General features: G+C 74.0%; 15 protein-coding genes. 11 read left to right on the forward strand and 4 right to left on the reverse strand.

Going from position 1 to position 18,129, the window contains the following annotated elements; all coding sequences use genetic code 11:
* Positions 1 to 341: 341 nt before the first annotated feature.
* On the reverse strand, positions 342 to 968 hold the full coding sequence (locus tag IF73_RS0121635; protein ID WP_031010587.1) for an SCO4225 family membrane protein: 627 nt from the start codon (positions 966 to 968) through the stop codon (positions 342 to 344).
* Between the two features lie 103 nt (positions 969 to 1,071).
* Positions 1,072 to 1,524 carry an SMI1/KNR4 family protein gene (locus tag IF73_RS0121640; protein ID WP_051717117.1) on the reverse strand — a complete coding sequence of 151 codons (453 nt, stop codon included), beginning with the start codon at positions 1,522 to 1,524 and terminating at the stop codon, positions 1,072 to 1,074.
* A 1,139-nt stretch (positions 1,525 to 2,663) separates the two neighbouring features.
* Between IF73_RS0121640 and IF73_RS38755 the strand changes: the two genes are divergently transcribed.
* The 3 genes from IF73_RS38755 to IF73_RS41510 all read left to right on the forward strand — a co-directional run bounded on the left by IF73_RS38755 (position 2,664) and on the right by IF73_RS41510 (position 5,962).
* A complete protein-coding gene (locus IF73_RS38755; protein ID WP_158822094.1) occupies positions 2,664 to 4,418 on the forward strand; it encodes an FG-GAP repeat domain-containing protein in 1,755 nt (584 codons plus the stop codon).
* A 379-nt stretch (positions 4,419 to 4,797) separates the two neighbouring features.
* Positions 4,798 to 4,926 (forward strand): hypothetical protein, encoded by a 129-nt coding sequence (locus IF73_RS42600; protein ID WP_267883592.1) that lies wholly within the window; start codon positions 4,798 to 4,800, stop codon positions 4,924 to 4,926.
* 109 nt (positions 4,927 to 5,035) lie between these two features.
* On the forward strand, positions 5,036 to 5,962 hold the full coding sequence (locus tag IF73_RS41510; RefSeq protein ID WP_051717120.1) for a DUF2199 domain-containing protein: 927 nt from the start codon (positions 5,036 to 5,038) through the stop codon (positions 5,960 to 5,962).
* Positions 5,963 to 6,760: 798 nt separating this feature from the next.
* On the opposite strand, the gene IF73_RS0121660 is transcribed toward IF73_RS41510, so the two are convergent.
* Positions 6,761 to 7,660 (reverse strand): LysR family transcriptional regulator, encoded by a 900-nt coding sequence (locus IF73_RS0121660; protein ID WP_078868180.1) that lies wholly within the window; start codon positions 7,658 to 7,660, stop codon positions 6,761 to 6,763.
* Between the two features lie 155 nt (positions 7,661 to 7,815).
* On the opposite strand from IF73_RS0121660, the gene IF73_RS0121665 reads away from it, so the two are divergent.
* From IF73_RS0121665 to IF73_RS0121675, 3 genes are all read left to right on the forward strand, one after another.
* A complete protein-coding gene (locus IF73_RS0121665; protein WP_031010598.1) occupies positions 7,816 to 8,775 on the forward strand; it encodes an EamA family transporter in 960 nt (319 codons plus the stop codon).
* Positions 8,776 to 9,042: 267 nt separating this feature from the next.
* Positions 9,043 to 9,219 (forward strand): DUF1272 domain-containing protein, encoded by a 177-nt coding sequence (locus tag IF73_RS0121670; protein ID WP_031010600.1) that lies wholly within the window; start codon positions 9,043 to 9,045, stop codon positions 9,217 to 9,219.
* 50 nt (positions 9,220 to 9,269) lie between these two features.
* Complete coding sequence (locus IF73_RS0121675) at positions 9,270 to 9,797, forward strand: hypothetical protein (protein WP_158822096.1); 528 nt, start codon at positions 9,270 to 9,272, stop codon at positions 9,795 to 9,797.
* Positions 9,798 to 10,187: 390 nt separating this feature from the next.
* Here IF73_RS0121675 and IF73_RS0121680 read toward each other — a convergent pair whose 3' ends face one another.
* Positions 10,188 to 10,760 (reverse strand): dihydrofolate reductase family protein, encoded by a 573-nt coding sequence (locus tag IF73_RS0121680; RefSeq protein WP_031010603.1) that lies wholly within the window; start codon positions 10,758 to 10,760, stop codon positions 10,188 to 10,190.
* A gap of 209 nt (positions 10,761 to 10,969) precedes the next feature.
* Between IF73_RS0121680 and IF73_RS0121685 the strand changes: the two genes are divergently transcribed.
* From IF73_RS0121685 to IF73_RS0121705, 5 genes are read left to right on the forward strand one after another with little or no spacing between them, the layout of a single operon-like run.
* Entirely contained in the window at positions 10,970 to 11,773 is an 804-nt protein-coding gene (locus IF73_RS0121685) for a TIGR03084 family metal-binding protein (protein WP_031010604.1), read from the forward strand.
* The gene (locus IF73_RS0121690; protein WP_031010605.1) at positions 11,770 to 13,452 is read left to right on the forward strand and encodes an acyclic terpene utilization AtuA family protein; all 1,683 of its coding nucleotides are present in this window, start codon (positions 11,770 to 11,772) and stop codon (positions 13,450 to 13,452) included. Before IF73_RS0121685 ends, IF73_RS0121690 begins: the two co-directional genes overlap by 4 nt.
* Before the next feature lie 34 nt (positions 13,453 to 13,486).
* Positions 13,487 to 15,091: an acyl-CoA carboxylase subunit beta gene (locus IF73_RS0121695; protein ID WP_031010606.1), complete on the forward strand. Its 1,605-nt coding sequence runs from the start codon at positions 13,487 to 13,489 to the stop codon at positions 15,089 to 15,091.
* 19 nt (positions 15,092 to 15,110) lie between these two features.
* Positions 15,111 to 16,985 (forward strand): biotin carboxylase N-terminal domain-containing protein, encoded by a 1,875-nt coding sequence (locus IF73_RS0121700; RefSeq protein WP_031010607.1) that lies wholly within the window; start codon positions 15,111 to 15,113, stop codon positions 16,983 to 16,985.
* Positions 16,982 to 18,115, forward strand: a complete 1,134-nt coding sequence (locus IF73_RS0121705) for an acyl-CoA dehydrogenase family protein (protein WP_031010608.1) — start codon at positions 16,982 to 16,984, stop codon at positions 18,113 to 18,115. The genes IF73_RS0121700 and IF73_RS0121705 overlap by 4 nt, the downstream gene beginning before the upstream one ends.
* The last annotated feature ends 14 nt before the right edge of the window (positions 18,116 to 18,129 follow it).

Below are 18,129 nucleotides of genomic sequence, written 5' to 3' on the forward strand. Positions count from 1 at the left end.
CTCCTGTCGGGTGTCGTCCGCGCGTGCGGGGGTGGGGGGTCGGTTCGTGGCGTGTGCCGGGGGTGAGGTGCGGGCCGGGGGCGGCGGAGAGGGCGGGTATCGCTCCGGCGAGAGGGCGAGTCCCGGCCGGTGGGTGGGGGGGTCGGTCTGTGGCGGAGGAGTGTGGGACCGATTCCCTGGCCGGGCGTGACGCGCGGCCAGACGTACGCCGCCCGGCGGGTCGAGACGACGTTAACTCGCACTCAGATGAGCCACCGGCAGCAGAAGGGGTGAAATGTTCCGATATGGGAGCTTGCAGGGCCACTCCGCGCACGATCCCACCGCCACCACAGCCGACGGCGTCAGATGGCCGGGTGCGGGTTTCGTGCCCGGAGCTTGTGGGCGAGTCGGCCGAGCAGCACGGCGTTGAACAGGCCGGACAGCGCCACCCCGACGGAGAAGACCAGCGGGCTCAGCCAGCCGATCGAGGAGTACTCGAAGGGGGCCGACACCGCCACCGCGAGGATGCCGAACGGCGCCGTGGCCATGAGCGGCCACACCCCGGCGAGTCCGGGATCCGGCAGCACGAACGCGGCGGCCACGAAGAATCCGAGCGCCACCGCGACCACGACGAGGTAGCCACGCGCGAGCCAGTTGTCCACGGCGGGCGCCAGCAAGGCACGGACCTTCTGCGGGGTGGCGGTCGCGGTCCTCGTCGTGAGCGCGCCGAGTACGGCGGCGTTCACGAGGGCGCACAGCAGGAGCCAAACGGCGAAGACCACGACCGTCGTCGCGCCCGTGCCGAGGGGGAGGAACACGCCCAGGAAGGAGAGCGGCGCCGTCAGCAGCACCGGGATCGTGGCGAAGAGGCTCTCGGGGAAGAGGAACATCACCGTGAAGGCGGTGGCGAACACTGCCAGATAGCCCCGGGCGAGCCGGTTGCCCGAAACGAGAGCGAGGAGTCTGCGGGGGCGGGAGGTGGTCGGCATCGGTGGTTCCTCGGGTCGGTCCGTTGGTGATCTCCACGGTGGACCACGGGGCGCGCCCGGAGATGAGTACGGGTACTCACCGGCGCGGACGCGGACACCTCATCTACGACGCCGCCAGCCAGTCCATGTACCAGGTACGGAAGTCGGGGGCGTGCGGGACGAATCCGCCCCAGTCCGGGTCGAGGTGCCAGATCTGGCCGGCGTGGGGTCCGTTCAGGACGAGGCGGAAGAACATGGCGCAGCCGCCTTCGGCCAGCATGAGCGTGCCCGGCGTCAGCCCCTCGGTCGGCGCCCCGATCGGACCGGGCCGTGGGCCCGCGAGCGGGAAGCGCTCAGCGAGCCGACCGGCCCGGCGGTCCTCGCGCCACTCCTCGTCCACGGCCCAGTCGTCGTCGACGTCGGTGCGGGGGACGGTCAACGGCATCAGCCCGTGGGCGGGCCCGGCCGGCCCGTCGCCGACCTCGGCGACGAAGGACCGGTAGTCCGCCGGCAGCCGGATGCCGTGGCTCGCCTCGAAGGCCCGGATCTCCCCCTCAGGCAGCGGAGGCCCCAGCACGTACCGATGTGTACCCGCCCCGAATCGCCTCAGCCCGGAGTCCCCACCGGCCATCTCCCGAACCCGCGCCCGAACCCACCCCGCATCCCAGTCCGTCACCCGCCGAAGGTACCCCGCCAACCCAGACCCGCCCTCACGCCGGAGCGATACCCGACCGCAAACCGGCTGGCCGTCGGCTGTGGTGGGCGGTGGGAGCGTGCGCGGAGCGCCCCTTCGGGCTCCCATATCGAAACATTCCGCCCTCGCTGTCGCCGGTGGCTCATCTGAGTGCGAGTTAACGTCGTCTCGACCCGCCGGGCTGCGTACGTCTGGCCGCGCATCGTGCCCGGGCAGGGAATCGGTCCCGCTCTCCTCCGCCACAGACCGACCCCCCACCCACCGGCCGGGACTCGCCCTCTCGCCGGAGCGATACCCGCCCTCTCCGCCGCCCCGGCCCGCACCTCACCCCCGGCACACGCCACGAACCGACCCCCCACCCCCGCACGCGCGGACGACACCCGACAGGAGCGATACCCGAAGCCCCCACCCACCCACAGGCGGACGACGCTCCCACCGGAGCGATACCCGGGCGCCTTCGCCTCCCCCACCCGCTCGCCCGCACCCGGCTCACCGCCCCGGCCACTTCCCGGCGCTGCCCGGTGGCCCCGCCCCCGGCCGCCCTCCGAGAGTGTCGGGGCGCCTGGAGGTGTCGGGTCAAGGGGGGTCGAAGGCCATCGCGCAGCGACGCCGGAGGCGCCCTTGACGCGGCGCCGGAAGGTGCCACTCTCGGAAAGAGGGCGGCCGCACCTGCACCCACGCACCCGGCCCACCCCACACACCTCCCCGCCGAGCTCTGGGCCGCCGGACCGGTTCGCCGTGTAGGGCCCTGAGCGCCGCACCCACACCCGAACCCGCACTCGCACGCCCGGCCCGTTCCGCGGACCTCTCCACCGTCCCGTACCGGAAAGTCCGCAGGTGACGGACTCGGGACCGGAGGATTCCGAATCTTGACGGGGGCTCGGGGAAAGTTGAAGATGCGCCTAGTTGGACCGCCCTGCACGCGCGTGTGGTGGTGCGTGCGGGTGAGAGCGGCGCCGACCTCCTGCGTACGGGGCGAGTCAGTCCCTGTCTTTCTTCTTCTGTTCCGGGGGGAACGAGTCTTGAGCAAGCGCATGCGCATGCGCCGCGCCGCGGCCATGACCGGAGTGGCCGGGCTGCTGGCCGCGGCCGGGGTGACGGCGGGGGCGGGGAATGCCGTCGCAGCGGATGACCTGAAGCTGTCGGGCTATGACGTGGTGGCGGGACCGGGCTCGATGCCCCGTTTCTTCCCGATCGTCGAGTCGGGCACGACCTTGTGGGGGAAGGTCGTCGTCACGGTCGGCACGAAGCCGATGACCGACCCGGCGGGTGCCGGGGCAGGGCTTCCGAATGGCTACGTCGCCCGCGCCAACAGCTGTACCCAGGCCGCCGGGTACACGGGCGTCTTCGTCTGTGAAACGCCGATGGCCGGCGAGCCCGACGCCGTTGTCCCCGCCGACGCCATCGACACCACCCTGTACTGGGGCTTCGCCTACATGCCCGCCAACGGCGACCTCGCAGCTGCCGTGAAGGAGGCCCGCAGCGCGGGCAGCCTCCCCGCAGCCGGAAGCCGTGGCACCGCCAAGGTCACGGTGAAGTCCGCCGTATCCGCCGCCCTCAACACCGTCGCCTTCGACACCCCGCCCGTTCCGGACGGCGGCACCGCCCGACACCAGCTCCGCGTCCACGCGGCGGATGCCGGAACCCTCGCCCTCCGCTTGGCCAAGGCCGAGGGCCAGCTGACCAGGGTCACGCCGAAGATCCGCCTCGGGAACCCCACCCCCGACGCGGGCGCCGAGTGCACCGTGCCCGAGCCCGAGCTCAACACGGGGTCGCCCGGGGCCAACCTGCTCTGCAAGCTCGAACCCGGCGACCACGTCATCGGTTACCAGCTCACCAGCGAGCCGGGCCAGTACGCCCAGAAGTACGTGGCCTACACCCACTACGACCTCTACACCGCTGTCACCCCTCCCGAGGCATTCGTCCGCCAGACCAGCGCCCCGTTCACCGTCCAGGGCGCCCCGGTCCTTCCCTTCCACGGCCTCCACGCCCGCGACACCACCGGCCGAGTATGGGGATACAACGGCACCCGCAACGCCATCGCGCCCTTCAGGGCCAGGCATGAGATCGGCCCCGGCTGGCAGACCTACAACGCCCTCACCTCGCTCTCCCCAGGCAAGCAGGGCAACTACTACTGGTCGGAGAAGAAGCCGTCCGCCGTCACGCGCGGCCTCGGCGACGTCATCGCCCGCGACGCGTCCGGCACCCTCTGGTACTACGACCGCCAGCTCGTCAGAGGCAACCCCTTCGCACCCCGCGTCCGCGTAGGCACCGGCTGGAACATCTACGACCGCCTCGACGGCGCCGGTGACCTCGACCGGGACGGGTACGTCGACCTCCTCGCCCGCGACAAGGCCGGCGTCCTGTGGCTGTACAAGGGCACGGGCCGGCTCGTCGACGGCAACCGGTTCAAGACCCGGGTGAAGGTCGGCGCCGGTTGGGGCGCGTACGACCGGCTCGCCGGCGGCGACGACCTGAACGGCGACGGCCGCGCGGACCTCCTGGCCCGGGACAAGGCCGGGGTGCTGTGGCTCTACAAGGGCACCGGCAGCGGCACGACGCCGTACGCCACCCGGACCCGGGTGGGCGCGGGCTGGGGCGGCTACGACCAGCTCGTCGTCACCGGAGACCTCACCGACGACGGCCGCGCCGACGCCGTCGCCCGCGACCGGGCCGGGGTGCTGTGGCTGTACAAGGGCACCGGCAGCGGTACGACCCCGTTCACCACCCGTACCCGCGTCGGCGCCGGCTGGGGCACCTACAACCGCCTGTTCTGACGGGACCGCCCTGCCGCGACGCGGATGCGCGCGGCAGGGCGGGCGCCCGTCCAAGTGGCCTTCACCCTCAGGTTCGTTCGTCGGGCGGCGCAGATCGGGACTGCGATATCCGCTGCCGTGACAGGAGCATTTTCGGCACGGCGCTTCCCTCTCGTCTCCCGTACGTGCGGCGGCTCGCCGGGGGTACCGGTGCCGAGAAGTCGACCGTGGCCCGCCTCCTCGCCCAGCGGTACGGCGTCGACGTGTACGACGGGGACCGGGCCGAACACGACTGGCTCCGGCGCCGCGACCCCGGCCGCCATCCGCGTCTCGCCGCCCTCGGGCGACTCGGGCCGACGAGGGCTCGCGGGGGCGTACCGCCGGGCAGGTGTTCCGGCCCATGTCGTGGCTGTACGGCGAGACCGTCGGCCTCCTCGTCGAGGAGCTGCTGGACCTGCCCGGCGACTGGATCGTCGTCGACTGCTTCAGCCTCCTCGCCGACCTCGCCCCCCCACATCGCCGTCCGTGACTCCGAGGACCCGTCCCGTCTCCACCTCCTCGCCACCCCCGCCGTCTTCGCCGTCTTCGTCGCGGCCGCCGTGCAGGGGGGTGTCTGCGGCACGGCCTAAGGTGCGGGGATGAGCGACAACCCCGCACCCTCCGCCACCGCCCCCTCCACCTGCTCCTGCTGCGGTGACGTCCTTGCCGACGAGCGGCGGATCGACGTCCGCTTCGGGCTGCCGGACGTCGCGTTCGAGCTGCCCGAGGAGGCCCGGCGGTCGCCGGGGCCGTCCGCGCTGCTCGCGCTCGACGGGGGCGGGTTCTTCGTGCGCTGCCTGTTGCCGGTGCGGCTGAGCGGGGACACCGAGCTGGTGCTCGGGGCCTGGGTGGAGGTCGACGCCGAGACCTTCCGGCGGGCCGCCGACGTGTGGGACGACCCGGTCGGCTACCCGGAGCTCGTCGTGCGCGGGCGGCTCGCGAACGCCGTGAAGCCGTGGGGCGAAGAGGCGCTCGGGGCGGAGTTCACCGGGCGGATCCGGGACGTCGAGGAGTTGCCGTACCTCGTGGAGGGGCACGGGGCGGAGGCGGAACGGCTGATCGGGGAGGTGTGGGACCGGGACCACGTGCTGGCCCGCTTCCCGCACCCGCTGCCGGTCGCCGTGCGGACCGATCTCGGGGACGGGTGGTCGGTGGAGCGTACGGCGGGGTTCTCGGCGCGGTTCGAGAACGGTGCGGACCAGTTCGGGGCGCAGGACCGCAGTGTCGCCGTCGGGCTCTTCCAGGACAACGAGCCGGGGCGGAGCGCCGAGGACTTCCTCGCCGCGCTCCTCCGGGGCGCCCCCGAGGTGCCGGCGGGGCAGGACCACACCGAGCGGCTGCCGGACGGTGGTGTCCGGTACGCCTTCTGGTTCGCGCCCGGGGACACCGGCCGCTCGCGCCACGAGCTCACGGCCTACGCGGTGGAGCCGGACGGCTCGGCGGCCGGGCTGTACTGTTCGTACGAGGAGCTGGAGCAGCACGCCTGGGCGCGGCACGTCTGGCGCTCGCTGCGGCGGGGTCGGTAGGGGCTTTCCGGGGCGGCCCGGCTTCGTGGGTCTCGGGTGTGGCCGCCCTCTTCTCCGAGAGTCACGCCTTCCGGCGGCGCGTCAAGGGCGCCTTCGGCGTCGCTGCGCGATGGGCTGCGGACGAGGCCCGGGTATCGCTCCGGTGCGACTGCCGGGTTCGGCCCGGTGGGGTGGGGCTCGGCTTGTGGCGCGCGAGGCGGGCCCGTCTCCGTGGGTGAGGGGTGCGCGGCAGTGAAATGGGGTGCCCAATCCCCGCTGAGCGACTTCCCGCCGCCTTCCGGTCGAGCTTCAGGCCCCGCTGGCCGCTGTCGGTGGGGGCGGAACGAAGGTAACTCGACGCGGAGATCGAAAGTCGACCCCAGAGAGGTCGAAATGTCCGCTATCTAGCGATTACAGGGGGCGGGGTGCCTCTCCCGCGCAAGTTACGTGCACTCTCCCACCCACTCAGCGCGACCAGCGGGGCCTGAAGCCGGCCGACGGATGACGTACAGCCGCTGAGCATGGAATGGGCACCCCATCTCACTGCCGCGCACCCCGCACCGACGGTCACGGCCCCACTCGCGCACGCCGCAAACCGAGCCCCCACCCACCCACGCGCGGACAACACCCGGCCGGAGCGATACCCGGGCCTCGTCCGCCCACCCGCCCGCAGCCGCGCACTGGCCCCAGCAGTCCCCGGGGCGCTTGCGCGGACCCCTTCCCCGGGCCGCCCTCCGAGATTTCCTGCACGCCTGGAGGTGGCGGGTCAAGGGTGGGCGAAGCCCATCGCGCAGCGACGCCGAAGGCGCCCTTGACGCGTTACGCGTCGCGGGCGATCTCGCGGGCCATGCGCACCAGGGCCTCCGTCGCCGGGTGCGGGAAGGCGTCGCGCCAGGCCAGGACCACCGGGAGGGGCGGGGCGCCCTGGAGGGGGCGGTAGGTGACGCCCGGGTGGGGGTGGAGCGCGGCCGTGGAGGCGGAGGAGACGCCTACGCCCCGGGCGGCGGCGATCGCGGTGAGCCAGTCGTCGGTGTTGGCGACCGTGAGGGTGCTGGTGGGGCGGGCGGGCAGTGGCCACAGGGTGAGGGTGGTCGTGCCCGAGACCGTGTTGAGCACGACCGTCTCGTCCGCCAGGTCGAGGAGCGTGAGGTCGCCCGGGCGGTCCGCCAGCGGGCTGTCGGCGGGGAGCGCGGCCACCCTCGGTTCCCTGGTGAGTTCGGCGGTGACCAGGCCGGGGGCCTCGACGGTGCCGCGCAGCAGGGCCGCGTCGACCTGGCCGCGGGCGAGGCCGGCGGTGCGGTCGTCGATGCGGAGGAGTTCGAGGGGGGTCTCCGGGTGCTCGCGCTGCCAGCGGCGCAGCAGCGGCGTGGTGTACGGGCCGTAGGCGGACCAGGCGTGGCCGAGGCGGAGGGGGCGGTGGCGCAGCCTGGCCGGGTCGACGGCGGCGTCGAAGGCGGCGAGGGCCGCCGCGGCCCGTTCGCGGAAGGCGCGGCCCTCGGCGGTGAGGGCGAGGTGGTGGGTGGAGCGGTCGACGAGACGGGCGCCGAGGTGCCGTTCGAGGGCGGCGAGGGTGCGGGAGACGGCGGGCTGCGTGAGGTGGAGGCGGGCGGCGGCCCGGGTGAGGTTCTCCTCCTCGGCGATGGCGAGGAAGCAGCGGAGGTGGCGCAGCTCGATCCTGACGGTCATGCCTCTGGAGCATAACCGCAGGCCGATCGGCATTTCCGCTGCCGCGCCCGGGCTCCGTAGCGTGGAAGTGGAATTCGGTCGTCAGGGTGGGGGGAGTGCATTACTCTGGACTGAGAGTTTAGTGGAGTGAACTTTTCGGGTCGGGAGTGGTGGTGGGTGTGGCCGTGGACAGCCAGGTGACAACAGGGGTGGGAGCGAGCACGACGGGAGCGGCCCACCCGGCCCCCGCCCCGGCCCCGGCCGCCGTTTCGTCCCCGTCCGCGCCGGCGACGGCCGCGTCCGCCCCTCGCGGCGCCGCGTCCAGCCGTCGCTTCGGTCCCGTCGCGCTCGTCGTCGCCGGTGGGCTCTCCGTCCAGTTCGGTTCGGCCATCGCCGTGCTGCTGATGCCCCGGGCCGGCGCGCTCGGGGTCGTCACGCTGCGGCTGGTGCTCGCCGCGCTGGTCCTGCTGCTGGTCTGCCGGCCGAAGGTGCGCGGCTACGGCCGCGCCGACTGGGGGACGGTCGTCGGCTTCGGCATCGCCCTCGCGGGCATGAACATGCTCTTCTACCAGTCGGTCGACCGGATCCCGCTCGGCGCCGCCGTCACCCTGGAGGTGCTCGGACCGCTGATCCTCTCCGTCGTCGCCTCCCGCCGGCTCGTCAACCTGCTCTGGGCCGGCCTCGCGCTCGGCGGCGTCGCCCTGCTCAGTGGCGGCGGCTTCGACCGGCTCGACCCGCTCGGTGCGGGCTTCGCGCTCGCGGCGGGCGCGATGTGGGCGGCGTACATCGTCTTCAGTGCCCGCACCGGCCGCCGCTTCCCGCAGGCCGACGGTCTGGCGCTCGCGATGGCGTTCGGCGCGGTCCTCAGCCTGCCGTTCGGCGTCGCGTCGGCGGGCGACGCGCTGCTCGTGCCGTCGACGATCGGCCTGGGCCTCGGCATCGCGCTGCTCTCCTCGGTGCTGCCGTACTCCCTCGAAATGCTCGCCCTGCGCCGTCTGCCCGCCCCCACCTTCGCCGTCCTGATGAGTCTGGAACCGGCCATCGCGGCGGCCGCCGGCTTCCTCATCCTGCACCAGGCGCTGTCGGTCACCGACGCCCTCGCCATCGCGCTCGTCATCGGGGCGAGCATCGGCGCGGTGCGTACGCAGACGGCGGCGGTCGCGACCTGATCCTCCCGGGCGGCCCACCTTCCGGGCCACCTTCCGGGCGGCCCACCTTCCGGGCCACCTTCCGGGCGGCCCACCTTCCGGGCCACCTCCCGGGCGGCCCACCTTCCGGGCCACCTCCCGGGCGGCCCACCTTCTGGGCCACCCTCCGGGCCCACCTTCCGGGCCACCCCCCCCGGGGCCCGGCCCTCCGGCCCGGCTGTCCCGATCCTGTCGATCCCTGGCCGCCGTCCTGTTTCGGCCACCCTCCCGCCTGGCGATCATGGACGCATGGCTCTTGAGATGCGCGACCGCTGTGAACGCTGCGAGACGACGGCCCTGCCGGCCGACGGGCCCGCCCGGATCTGCTCGTACGAATGCACCTTCTGCGTGCCCTGCACGGACGCGATGGACGGCGTCTGTCCCAACTGCGGCGGGGAGCTGGTCCCCCGGCCGCGCCGCACCTGACGTCAAGAGGGCCGCCGGTCGGCCGACTTGCCGGGGATAGGGTGGCGGCCATGAACACATGGACGCGGGGTGCGGCGGGGGTCGCCATATGCGCGGTGCTCGCCCTGACGGGGTGTACGGACGCGGACGAGGGCGGGGCGGCGACCAAGCCCCGGGACGTCTCGGCGGAGTCGCAGGGCGCGGGAGCGCCGGACGCGGAGCAGGGGGAGACGGGGGCTCGGAACGGCGGATCCCAGGGCGGGGCACCGGACGGCGCCGCTGACGCGGAGCTGGCTCCGATCGTCGGTGAGTGGAAGGAGAGGGCGTCCGGTAACGACGACCACCCCTGGACCATCAAGGTCTCCGCCGACGGGGCGTTCTGGACCAGCGACGGGAACGACACCTGCGAAGGGACCGTGCGGCGGAACCAGGCGGAGGACGACGGGGGCTGGCGTTACTTCCTGATCCAGGCGGACTGCGGCTGGGCGGGGACCCGGACGGCCCCGCTGCGCCTCGGCGAGGACGACGGCGAGGAGCGGCTGGTGCTCGTCGAGGACGGGCGGCCGGAGGACAACGAGGTCTACGTGCGCGCCGGTTGAGGCATGTCCGGCCGTCGCCGGACGAGAGCGGACCCGGACGCCGGGAACGCGTCCGCAGGGGAGCTGCCCGGCCGGTTCCGCACGGACCTGCCCCGGCCGGTTCCGCGCGGACGTGCCCGGCCGGTTCCGCACGGGACGTGCCCGGCCGGTTCCGCGCGGACGTGCCCGGCCGGTTTCGCACGGACCTGCCCGGCCGGTTCCGCACGGACCCGCCCGGCCGGTTCCGCACGGGACCTGCCCGGCCGGTTCCGCGCGGACCTGCCCGGCCGGTTTCGCACGGACCTGCCCGGCCGGTTCCGCACCGACCCGCCCGGCCGGTTCCGCACGGACCCGCCCGGCCGGTCCCCTGCGGAGCCGGACTCCCCGGCGCGCGGGACCGGGGCCGGCGGGTCAGCGGACGACGTCGAAGACCTGCTTCTGGATGCCGTTGGCGTACGCCTCGTGCTCGACGAGCCTCAGCTTCTGGGCGTCCTTGTCCGTCGTGCTGAAGAGCCGCTTGCCGGCGCCGAGGAGGAGCGGGAAGACCAGCAGGTGGTAGCGGTCGATCAGGCCGGCGTCGGAGAGGGCGCGGTTGAGGGTCGCGCTGCCGTGCATGATGATCGGGCCGCCCTCGGTCTCCTTCAGGGCGGCGACGTCGTCGACCGAGCGCAGGATCGTCGTCGGGCCCCAGTCGGAGACGAGGTCGGCGTCGGTGAGGGTGGTGGAGACGACGTACTTCGGCATCTCCTTGTAGTCGGCGAAGTCCGCCATGCCGGGCCACACGGGGCTGAACGCCTCGTAGCTGGTGCGGCCGAGCAGCATCGCGGTGGCCTCCTGCTGCTCGCGGCCCTTGAGCTCGTACGCCTCCGGCAGGAACTCGATGTCCTTGAAGGTCCAGCCGGAGTTCCGGTAGCCCGGCTCGCCGCCGGGGGCCTCGACGACGCCGTCGAGGGAGACGAAGGCGGAGCTGATGAGCGTGCGCATGTCGGTGCCTCTGTTCTCTGTGCTCGGAGTGGGTCGTCCGTGCCCGTCGTTGTGTCGTTGTGTCGTTGTGTTCATGGTCTAGGACGGCGGCCGGGTCCGAAACTCATCGGCCTTTCCCGGCACCTTTTTCAAGCAAGCGTGCTTGATTGTTTCTCGGATCGCTGCCATGCTCCGACTCCTCAGGCCCGTCCTCCCGAGGGGAGCGCACCGTGTCCGACCCCGGCGCCGTTCACGCGGTCATCGCCGACCTGTCCGCCGAAGGCGAGGAACTCGACCGGCTCGTCGCGGAGTTGGACGACGGCGGGTGGTCGCTCGACACGCCCGCCGCCGGCTGGACCGTCGCCCATCAGATCGCGCATCTCGCCTGGACCGACCGGGCCGCGCTGCTCGCCGTCACCGACGCCGACGCGTTCGCCGTGGAGGTCGAGAAGGCGCTCGCCGCGCCCGACCGGTTCGTCGACGAGGGCGCGGAGGAGGGGGCGGCGCTGCCGCCCGCCGAGCTGCTCGCGCGCTGGCGGGACGGGCGGGAGCGGCTGCGGGAGGCGCTGCTCGGCGTGCCGCCGGGCGGGCGGTTCCCCTGGTACGGGCCGCCGATGAGCGCGCCGGCGATGGCCACCGCGCGGCTGATGGAGACCTGGGCGCACGCGCAGGACGTGGCCGACGCGCTCGGGGTCGTACGGACGCCCACCGCGCGGCTGCGGCACGTCGCCTGGATCGGACACCGGGCGCGCGGGTACGCCTATCTGGCGCGGGGCGAGCAGCCGCCCGCCGAGCCGGTGCGGGTGGAACTCGTCGCGCCGGACGGCGAGGTGTGGGCGTTCGGCCCCGAGGACGCCGCCCAGCGGGTGACGGGGACCGCCCTCGACTTCTGTCTGCTCGTCGTCCAGCGGGTGCACCGGGACGACACCGGTCTGCGGGCGGAGGGCGCCGACGCCGAGCACTGGCTCCGCATCGCCCAGGCGTTCGCCGGGCCGGCGGGGGCCGGGCGGGCGCCCGGGGGAGGTGCCCGGTGACGCCGCTGCGGATCGGGAACGCGTCCGGCTTCTACGGCGACCGGTTCGACGCCGTCCGAGAGATGCTGACGGGCGGCCGGCTGGACGTCCTCACCGGCGACTACCTCGCCGAGCTGACCATGCTGATCCTCGGCCGGGACCTGCTGAAGGACCCCTCCGGCGGGTACGCGAAGACCTTCCTCCGGCAGATGGAGGACGGGCTCGGGCTCGCCCACGAGCGCGGCACCCGGATCGTCGCCAACGCGGGCGGGCTGAACCCGGCCGGGCTCGCCGACGCCCTGCGGGAGCTCGCCGCGAAGCTCGGCCTGCCGACCCGGGTCGCGCACGTCGAGGGCGACCTGCTGCCGCCCGAGCCGGGCGTCCTGACCGCCAACGCCTACCTCGGCGGCGCCGGGATCGCCGCCTGTCTCGCCGCCGGCGCCGACGTCGTCGTCACCGGCCGGGTGACCGACGCGGCGCTCGTCACGGGGCCCGCGCAGTGGCACTTCGGCTGGGGCCCGGAGGAGTACGACCGGCTCGCCGGGGCCGTCGTCGCCGGGCACGTCCTGGAGTGCGGCACGCAGGCCACCGGCGGAAACTACGCCTTCTTCCGGGAGCACACCGGCCGTGACCTCGGGCGGCCCGGTTTCCCGCTCGCCGAGCTGTACGAGGACGGGTCGGCCGTCGTCACCAAGCACCCCGGCACCGGCGGCTTCGTCGACGTCGGCACCGTCACCGCCCAGCTGCTGTACGAGACGGGCGGCGCCCGGTACGCGGGGCCCGACGCGACCGCCCGGCTCGACACCGTCCGGCTCACCCAGGACGGGCCCGACCGGGTGCGGATCGACGGGGTGCGGGGCGAGGCGCCGCCGCCCACCCTCAAGGTCGGCCGCTGCCGGCTCGGCGGCCACCGCAACGAGGTCGTCTTCGTCCTCACCGGGCTCGACGTCGACGCCAAGGCCGCGCTCGTCCGCGAGCAGGTCGGCGCCGCGCTCGCCGCCGACCCGCCCGCCGAGGTCCGCTGGGAGCTGGCCCGCACCGACCGGGAGGACGCGGACACCGAGGAGACCGCGAGCGCCCTGCTCCGGCTCGTCGTCCGAGACCGGGACGCCGGGAAGGTCGGCAGGACGGTGACGGGCGCGGCGATCGAGCTGGCCCTCGCCAGCTACCCGGGCTTCCACGTCACCGCCCCGCCCGGCAAGGGCGCCCCCTACGGCGTCTTCGAGAGCGCGTACGTGCCCGCCGCCGACGTCCCGCACACGGCCGTGCTGCCCGACGGGACCCGCCTCGCGGTCCCCGCACCGGCGCGGACCCGCGCCCTGGAGCCCGTACCCGGGCCGGAGCTGCCGCCGCCGCTGCCGGCGGGGGCCGTCGTCCGGGCCCCGCTCGGGCGGATCGCGGGGGCCCGCAGCGGCGACAAGGGCGGGGACGCGAACGTCGGGGTGTGGGTGCGGACGGAGGCGGAGTGGCGGTGGCTCGCCCACACCCTCACCGTCGACCTGTTCCGCGAACTCCTGCCGGAGACGGCGGACCTGGAGGTCGTCCGGCACGTGCTGCCCCACCTGCGGGCCCTGAACTTCACCGTCGCCGGGCTGCTCGGCGAGGGCGTCGCCTCCCAGGCCCGCTTCGACCCGCAGGCCAAGGCCCTCGGCGAATGGCTCCGCTCCCGGCACGTCGACGTACCGGCCGAGCTGCTGTGACCCCCCGCCCCGACGACCTCACGGAGCAACCGCTGTGACCGTCCTCGCCTCCGCCCTCGACCCCACCGGCCCCGACCACGCGGCGCACCGCGCCGCCATGCTCGACAAGCTCGCCGCCCTCGACGCCGAGCACGCCAAGGCCCTCGCCGGCGGCGGCGAGAAGTACACCGCCCGGCACCGCAAGCGCGGCAAACTGCTGGCCCGCGAGCGGATCGAGCTGCTCGTCGACCCCGACTCGCCGTTCCTGGAGCTGTCCCCGCTCGCCGCCTGGGGCAGCGCCTACCCGGTGGGCGCGTCGCTGGTCACGGGCATCGGCGTCGTCGAGGGCGTCGAGTGCCTGATCACCGCCAACGACCCGACCGTGCGCGGTGGCGCGTCCAACCCGTGGACGCTGAAGAAGGCGCTGCGCGCCAACGAGATCGCGTACGCCAACCGGCTCCCGGTGATCTCGCTCGTCGAGTCCGGCGGCGCCGACCTGCCCTCCCAGAAGGAGATCTTCATCCCGGGCGGGGCGCTCTTCCGGGACCTGACCCGGCTCTCCGCCGCCGGCATCCCGACGGTCGCGGTCGTGTTCGGCAACTCGACGGCCGGAGGCGCGTACGTGCCCGGCATGTCGGACCACACGGTGATGATCGAGGAGCGGTCGAAGGTCTTCCTCGGCGGGCCGCCGCTGGTGCGGATGGCGACCGGCGAGGAGAGCGACGACGAGTCGCTGGGCGGCGCGGCGATGCACGCGCGCGTGTCCGGCCTCGCCGACCACTACGCCGTCGACGAGGCGGACGCGATCCGGCAGGCCCGCCGGATCGTCGCCCGCCTCAACCACCGCAAGGCGCAACCGGATCCGGACCCGCTGACCGTCGAGCCGCCGAAGTACGACGCGGAGGAGCTGCTGGGGATCGTGCCCGGCGACCTCAAGACGCCGTTCGACCCGCGTGAGGTGATCGCCCGGATCGTGGACGGCTCCGACTTCGACGAGTTCAAGCCGCTGTACGGGTCCTCGCTGGTGACCGGCTGGGCGCGCCTGCACGGCTATCCGGTGGGGATCCTCGCCAACGCGCAGGGCGTGCTGTTCTCCGCCGAGTCGCAGAAGGCCGCGCAGTTCATCCAGCTGGCGAACCAGCGGGACATCCCGCTGCTCTTCCTCCACAACACCACGGGCTACATGGTCGGCCGGGAGTACGAGCAGGGCGGCATCATCAAGCACGGCGCCATGATGATCAACGCGGTGGCGAACTCGAAGGTCCCGCACCTCTCCGTCCTCATGGGGGCGAGCTACGGCGCCGGTCACTACGGCATGTGCGGCCGGGCCTACGACCCCCGGTTCCTCTTCGCGTGGCCGAGCGCCAAGTCCGCCGTCATGGGGCCGCAGCAGCTCGCGGGCGTGCTGTCGATCGTGGCGCGGGCGTCGGCGGCGGCGAAGGGGCAGCCGTACGACGAGGAGGCGGACGCCGGGCTGCGGGCGCTGGTCGAGGCGCAGATCGAGTCCGAGTCGCTGCCGGTGTTCCTCTCCGGCCTGCTCTACGACGACGGGGTCATCGACCCCCGCGACACCCGCACGGTCCTCGGGCTGTGCCTGTCCGCGATCCACACGGCACCGGTCGAGGGCGCGCGAGGCGGCTTCGGCGTCTTCCGAATGTGAGGCGAATGTGAGGCCCCAGGTGATTTCCACTCTCCTCGTCGCGAACCGCGGCGAGATCGCCTGCCGCGTCTTCCGCACCTGCCGCGAGCTGGGCATCTCCACCGTCGCCGTGTACTCCGACGCCGACGCGGACGCCCTGCACGTGCGGGAGGCGGACGCGGCGGTACGGCTGCCGGGGGCCGCGCCCGCGGAGACGTATCTGCGCGGCGACCTCGTCGTGGCGGCGGCGCTCGCCGCCGGCGCGGACGCCGTCCACCCCGGATACGGCTTCCTCTCCGAGAACGCGGACTTCGCCCGGGCCGTGACCGCGGCCGGGCTGCTGTGGATCGGGCCGCCGCCGGAGGCCGTCGAGGCGATGGCGTCGAAGACCCGGGCGAAGGAGCTGATGGGCGTCGCCCCGCTCACCGACGTCACGGCGGCCGACCTGCCCGTCCTGGTGAAGGCGGCGGCGGGCGGCGGCGGGCGCGGCATGCGGGTCGTCCGCGAACTCGCCGACCTGGACGCCGCGTTGAAGGCGGCGTCGGCCGAGGCGGAGAGCGCCTTCGGGGACGGCGAGGTGTTCGTCGAGCCGTACGTGGAGGACGGGCGCCACGTCGAGGTGCAGGTCCTCGCCGACGCCCACGGCACGGTCTGGACCCTCGGCACACGCGACTGCTCCCTGCAGCGCCGCCACCAGAAGGTGATCGAGGAGGCTCCGGCGCCCGGCCTGCCGCCCGCGCTCGCCGAGGAGCTGTACGCGCGGTCGGCGGCGGCGGCGAAGGCCGTCGGGTACGTCGGCGCGGGCACGGTGGAGTTCCTGGTCGCCGGGGGCCGGGCGCACTTCCTGGAGATGAACACCCGCCTCCAGGTCGAGCACCCGGTGACGGAGGAGGTGTACGGCACCGACCTCGTCGCCCTCCAGATCGCCGTCGCCGAGGGTGCCCCGCTCCCGCCGGAACCGCCCGCCCCGAGGGGCCACGCGGTCGAGGCCCGGCTGTACGCGGAGGACCCGGCGGCGGGCTGGGCCCCGCAGACCGGCGCCCTGCACGCCCTCGGCGTGACCGGTGTGCGCCTGGACACCGGGTACGCCTCCGGGGACACCGTGCCGGTGCACTACGACGCCATGCTCGCGAAGGTCGTCGCGCACGCGCCGACCCGCGCCGAGGCGGTCCGCCGGCTCGCGCACGCCCTGGAACGGGCCGTGATCCACGGCCCCGTCACCAACCGCGACCTCCTCGTCGCCTCCCTGCGGCACCCCGGCTTCCAGGACGCCGACCGGCTCGGCACCGGCTTCTACGACCGGCACCTCGACGAGCTGACCCGCCCGCGCGGCGGCGAGGCGCACGCGGCCGTCGCCGCCGCCGTCGCGGACGCGGTCCGCAACGGCGGTCGGTTCGGCGGCGGTTGGCGGAACGTGCGCTCGGCGGAGCAGACCAGGACGTACGGGGAGCACGAGGTCCGCTACCGGCCCACCCGGGACGGCGGCTTCGAGGTCACGGCCCCCGAGGGGGTGCGGGTCGTGCGCGCCGCGCCCGACCGCGTACGGCTCGAAGTCGGCGGGGTCGTCAGGGACTTCGACGTCGCCGCGTACGACTCCGGAATCGTCCACGTCGGCCCGTACCGGCTCGCCGCCCGCCCCCGCTTCACCGACCCGCGCGAGCAGGCCCTCCCCGGCTCCCTGCTGGCGCCGATGCCCGGCACCGTCGTCCGGGTCGCCGACGGGCTCGCCGTCGGCGACCGGGTGGCGGCCGGGCAGCCGCTGCTCTGGCTGGAGGCGATGAAGATGGAGCACAAGGTCGCCGCTCCCGCCTCCGGCACGCTCACCGCGCTCCACGCCGCCCCCGGCCGCCAGGTCGAGGTCGGTGCCCTGCTCGCCGTCGTACAGACCGATGCACAGGAGGACCAGACCGTATGAGCACCGACATCGAACCGGCCGAGCACACCGAGCTCCGTGCCGCCGTCGCCGCGCTGGGCCGCCGCCACGGGCCCGGCTTCGACCGGGCGGCCCTGTGGGCCGAGGCCGGGAAGCTCGGCTACCTGGGCGTGAACCTGCCGGAGGAGTACGGCGGCGGGGGCGGCGGCATGGCCGAGCTGTCCATCGTCCTGGAGGAGGCGGGCGCGGCCGGCGCGCCGCTGCTGATGATGGTGGTGTCGCCGGCGATCTGCGGCACGGTCATCTCCCGCTTCGGCACCGACGGGCAGAAGGCGGCCTGGCTGCCCGGTCTCGCCGACGGCACGCGGACGATGGCCTTCGGCATCACCGAACCGGACGCCGGGTCCAACTCCCACCGGATCACGACCACCGCCACCCGCACCGAGGACGGCTGGGTGCTCAACGGCCGGAAGGTCTTCGTCTCGGGCGTCGACATCGCCGACGCGACCCTGATCGTCGGACGCACCTCGGACGCCCGCACCGGCAGCCTCAAGGCGTGCCTGTTCATCGTCCCGCGCGACACCCCCGGCTTCGGCCGCCGCCACATCGAGATGGAACTGGACGCGGACGAGAAGCAGTTCGAGCTGACCCTCGACGACGTGCACCTGCCGGCGGACGCGCTCGTCGGCGACGAGGACGCCGGGCTGCTCCAGCTCTTCGCCGGTCTCAACCCCGAGCGGATCATGACGGCCGCGTTCGCCATCGGCATGGGCCGGTACGCCCTCGGGCGGGCGGTCGCGTACGCCAGGGAGCGGCAGGTCTGGAAGACGCCGATCGGCGCCCACCAGGCCATCGCCCACCCGCTCGCCCAGGCCCACATCGAGCTCGAACTCGCCCGCCTGATGATGCAGAAGGCGGCGAAGCTGTACGACGCGGGCGACGACCTCGGCGCGGGCGAGGCGGCCAACATGGCCAAGTACGCGGCGGGCGAGGCGTGCGTGAAGGCGGTCGACACCGCCGTGCACACCCTCGGCGGGAACGGCCTCACCAAGGAGTTCGGCCTCGCCCGGCTGATCCCGGCGTCCCGGGTGGCGCGGATCGCCCCGGTGAGCCGGGAGATGGTCCTGAACTTCGTCTCGACCCACTCCCTGGGGCTGCCCAAGTCGTACTGAATCCGGGATTCCGC

Origin of the sequence: Streptomyces sp. NRRL F-5727 (genome assembly GCF_000719555.1) — a bacterium.
Classification (GTDB): Bacteria; Actinomycetota; Actinomycetes; order Streptomycetales; family Streptomycetaceae; genus Streptomyces.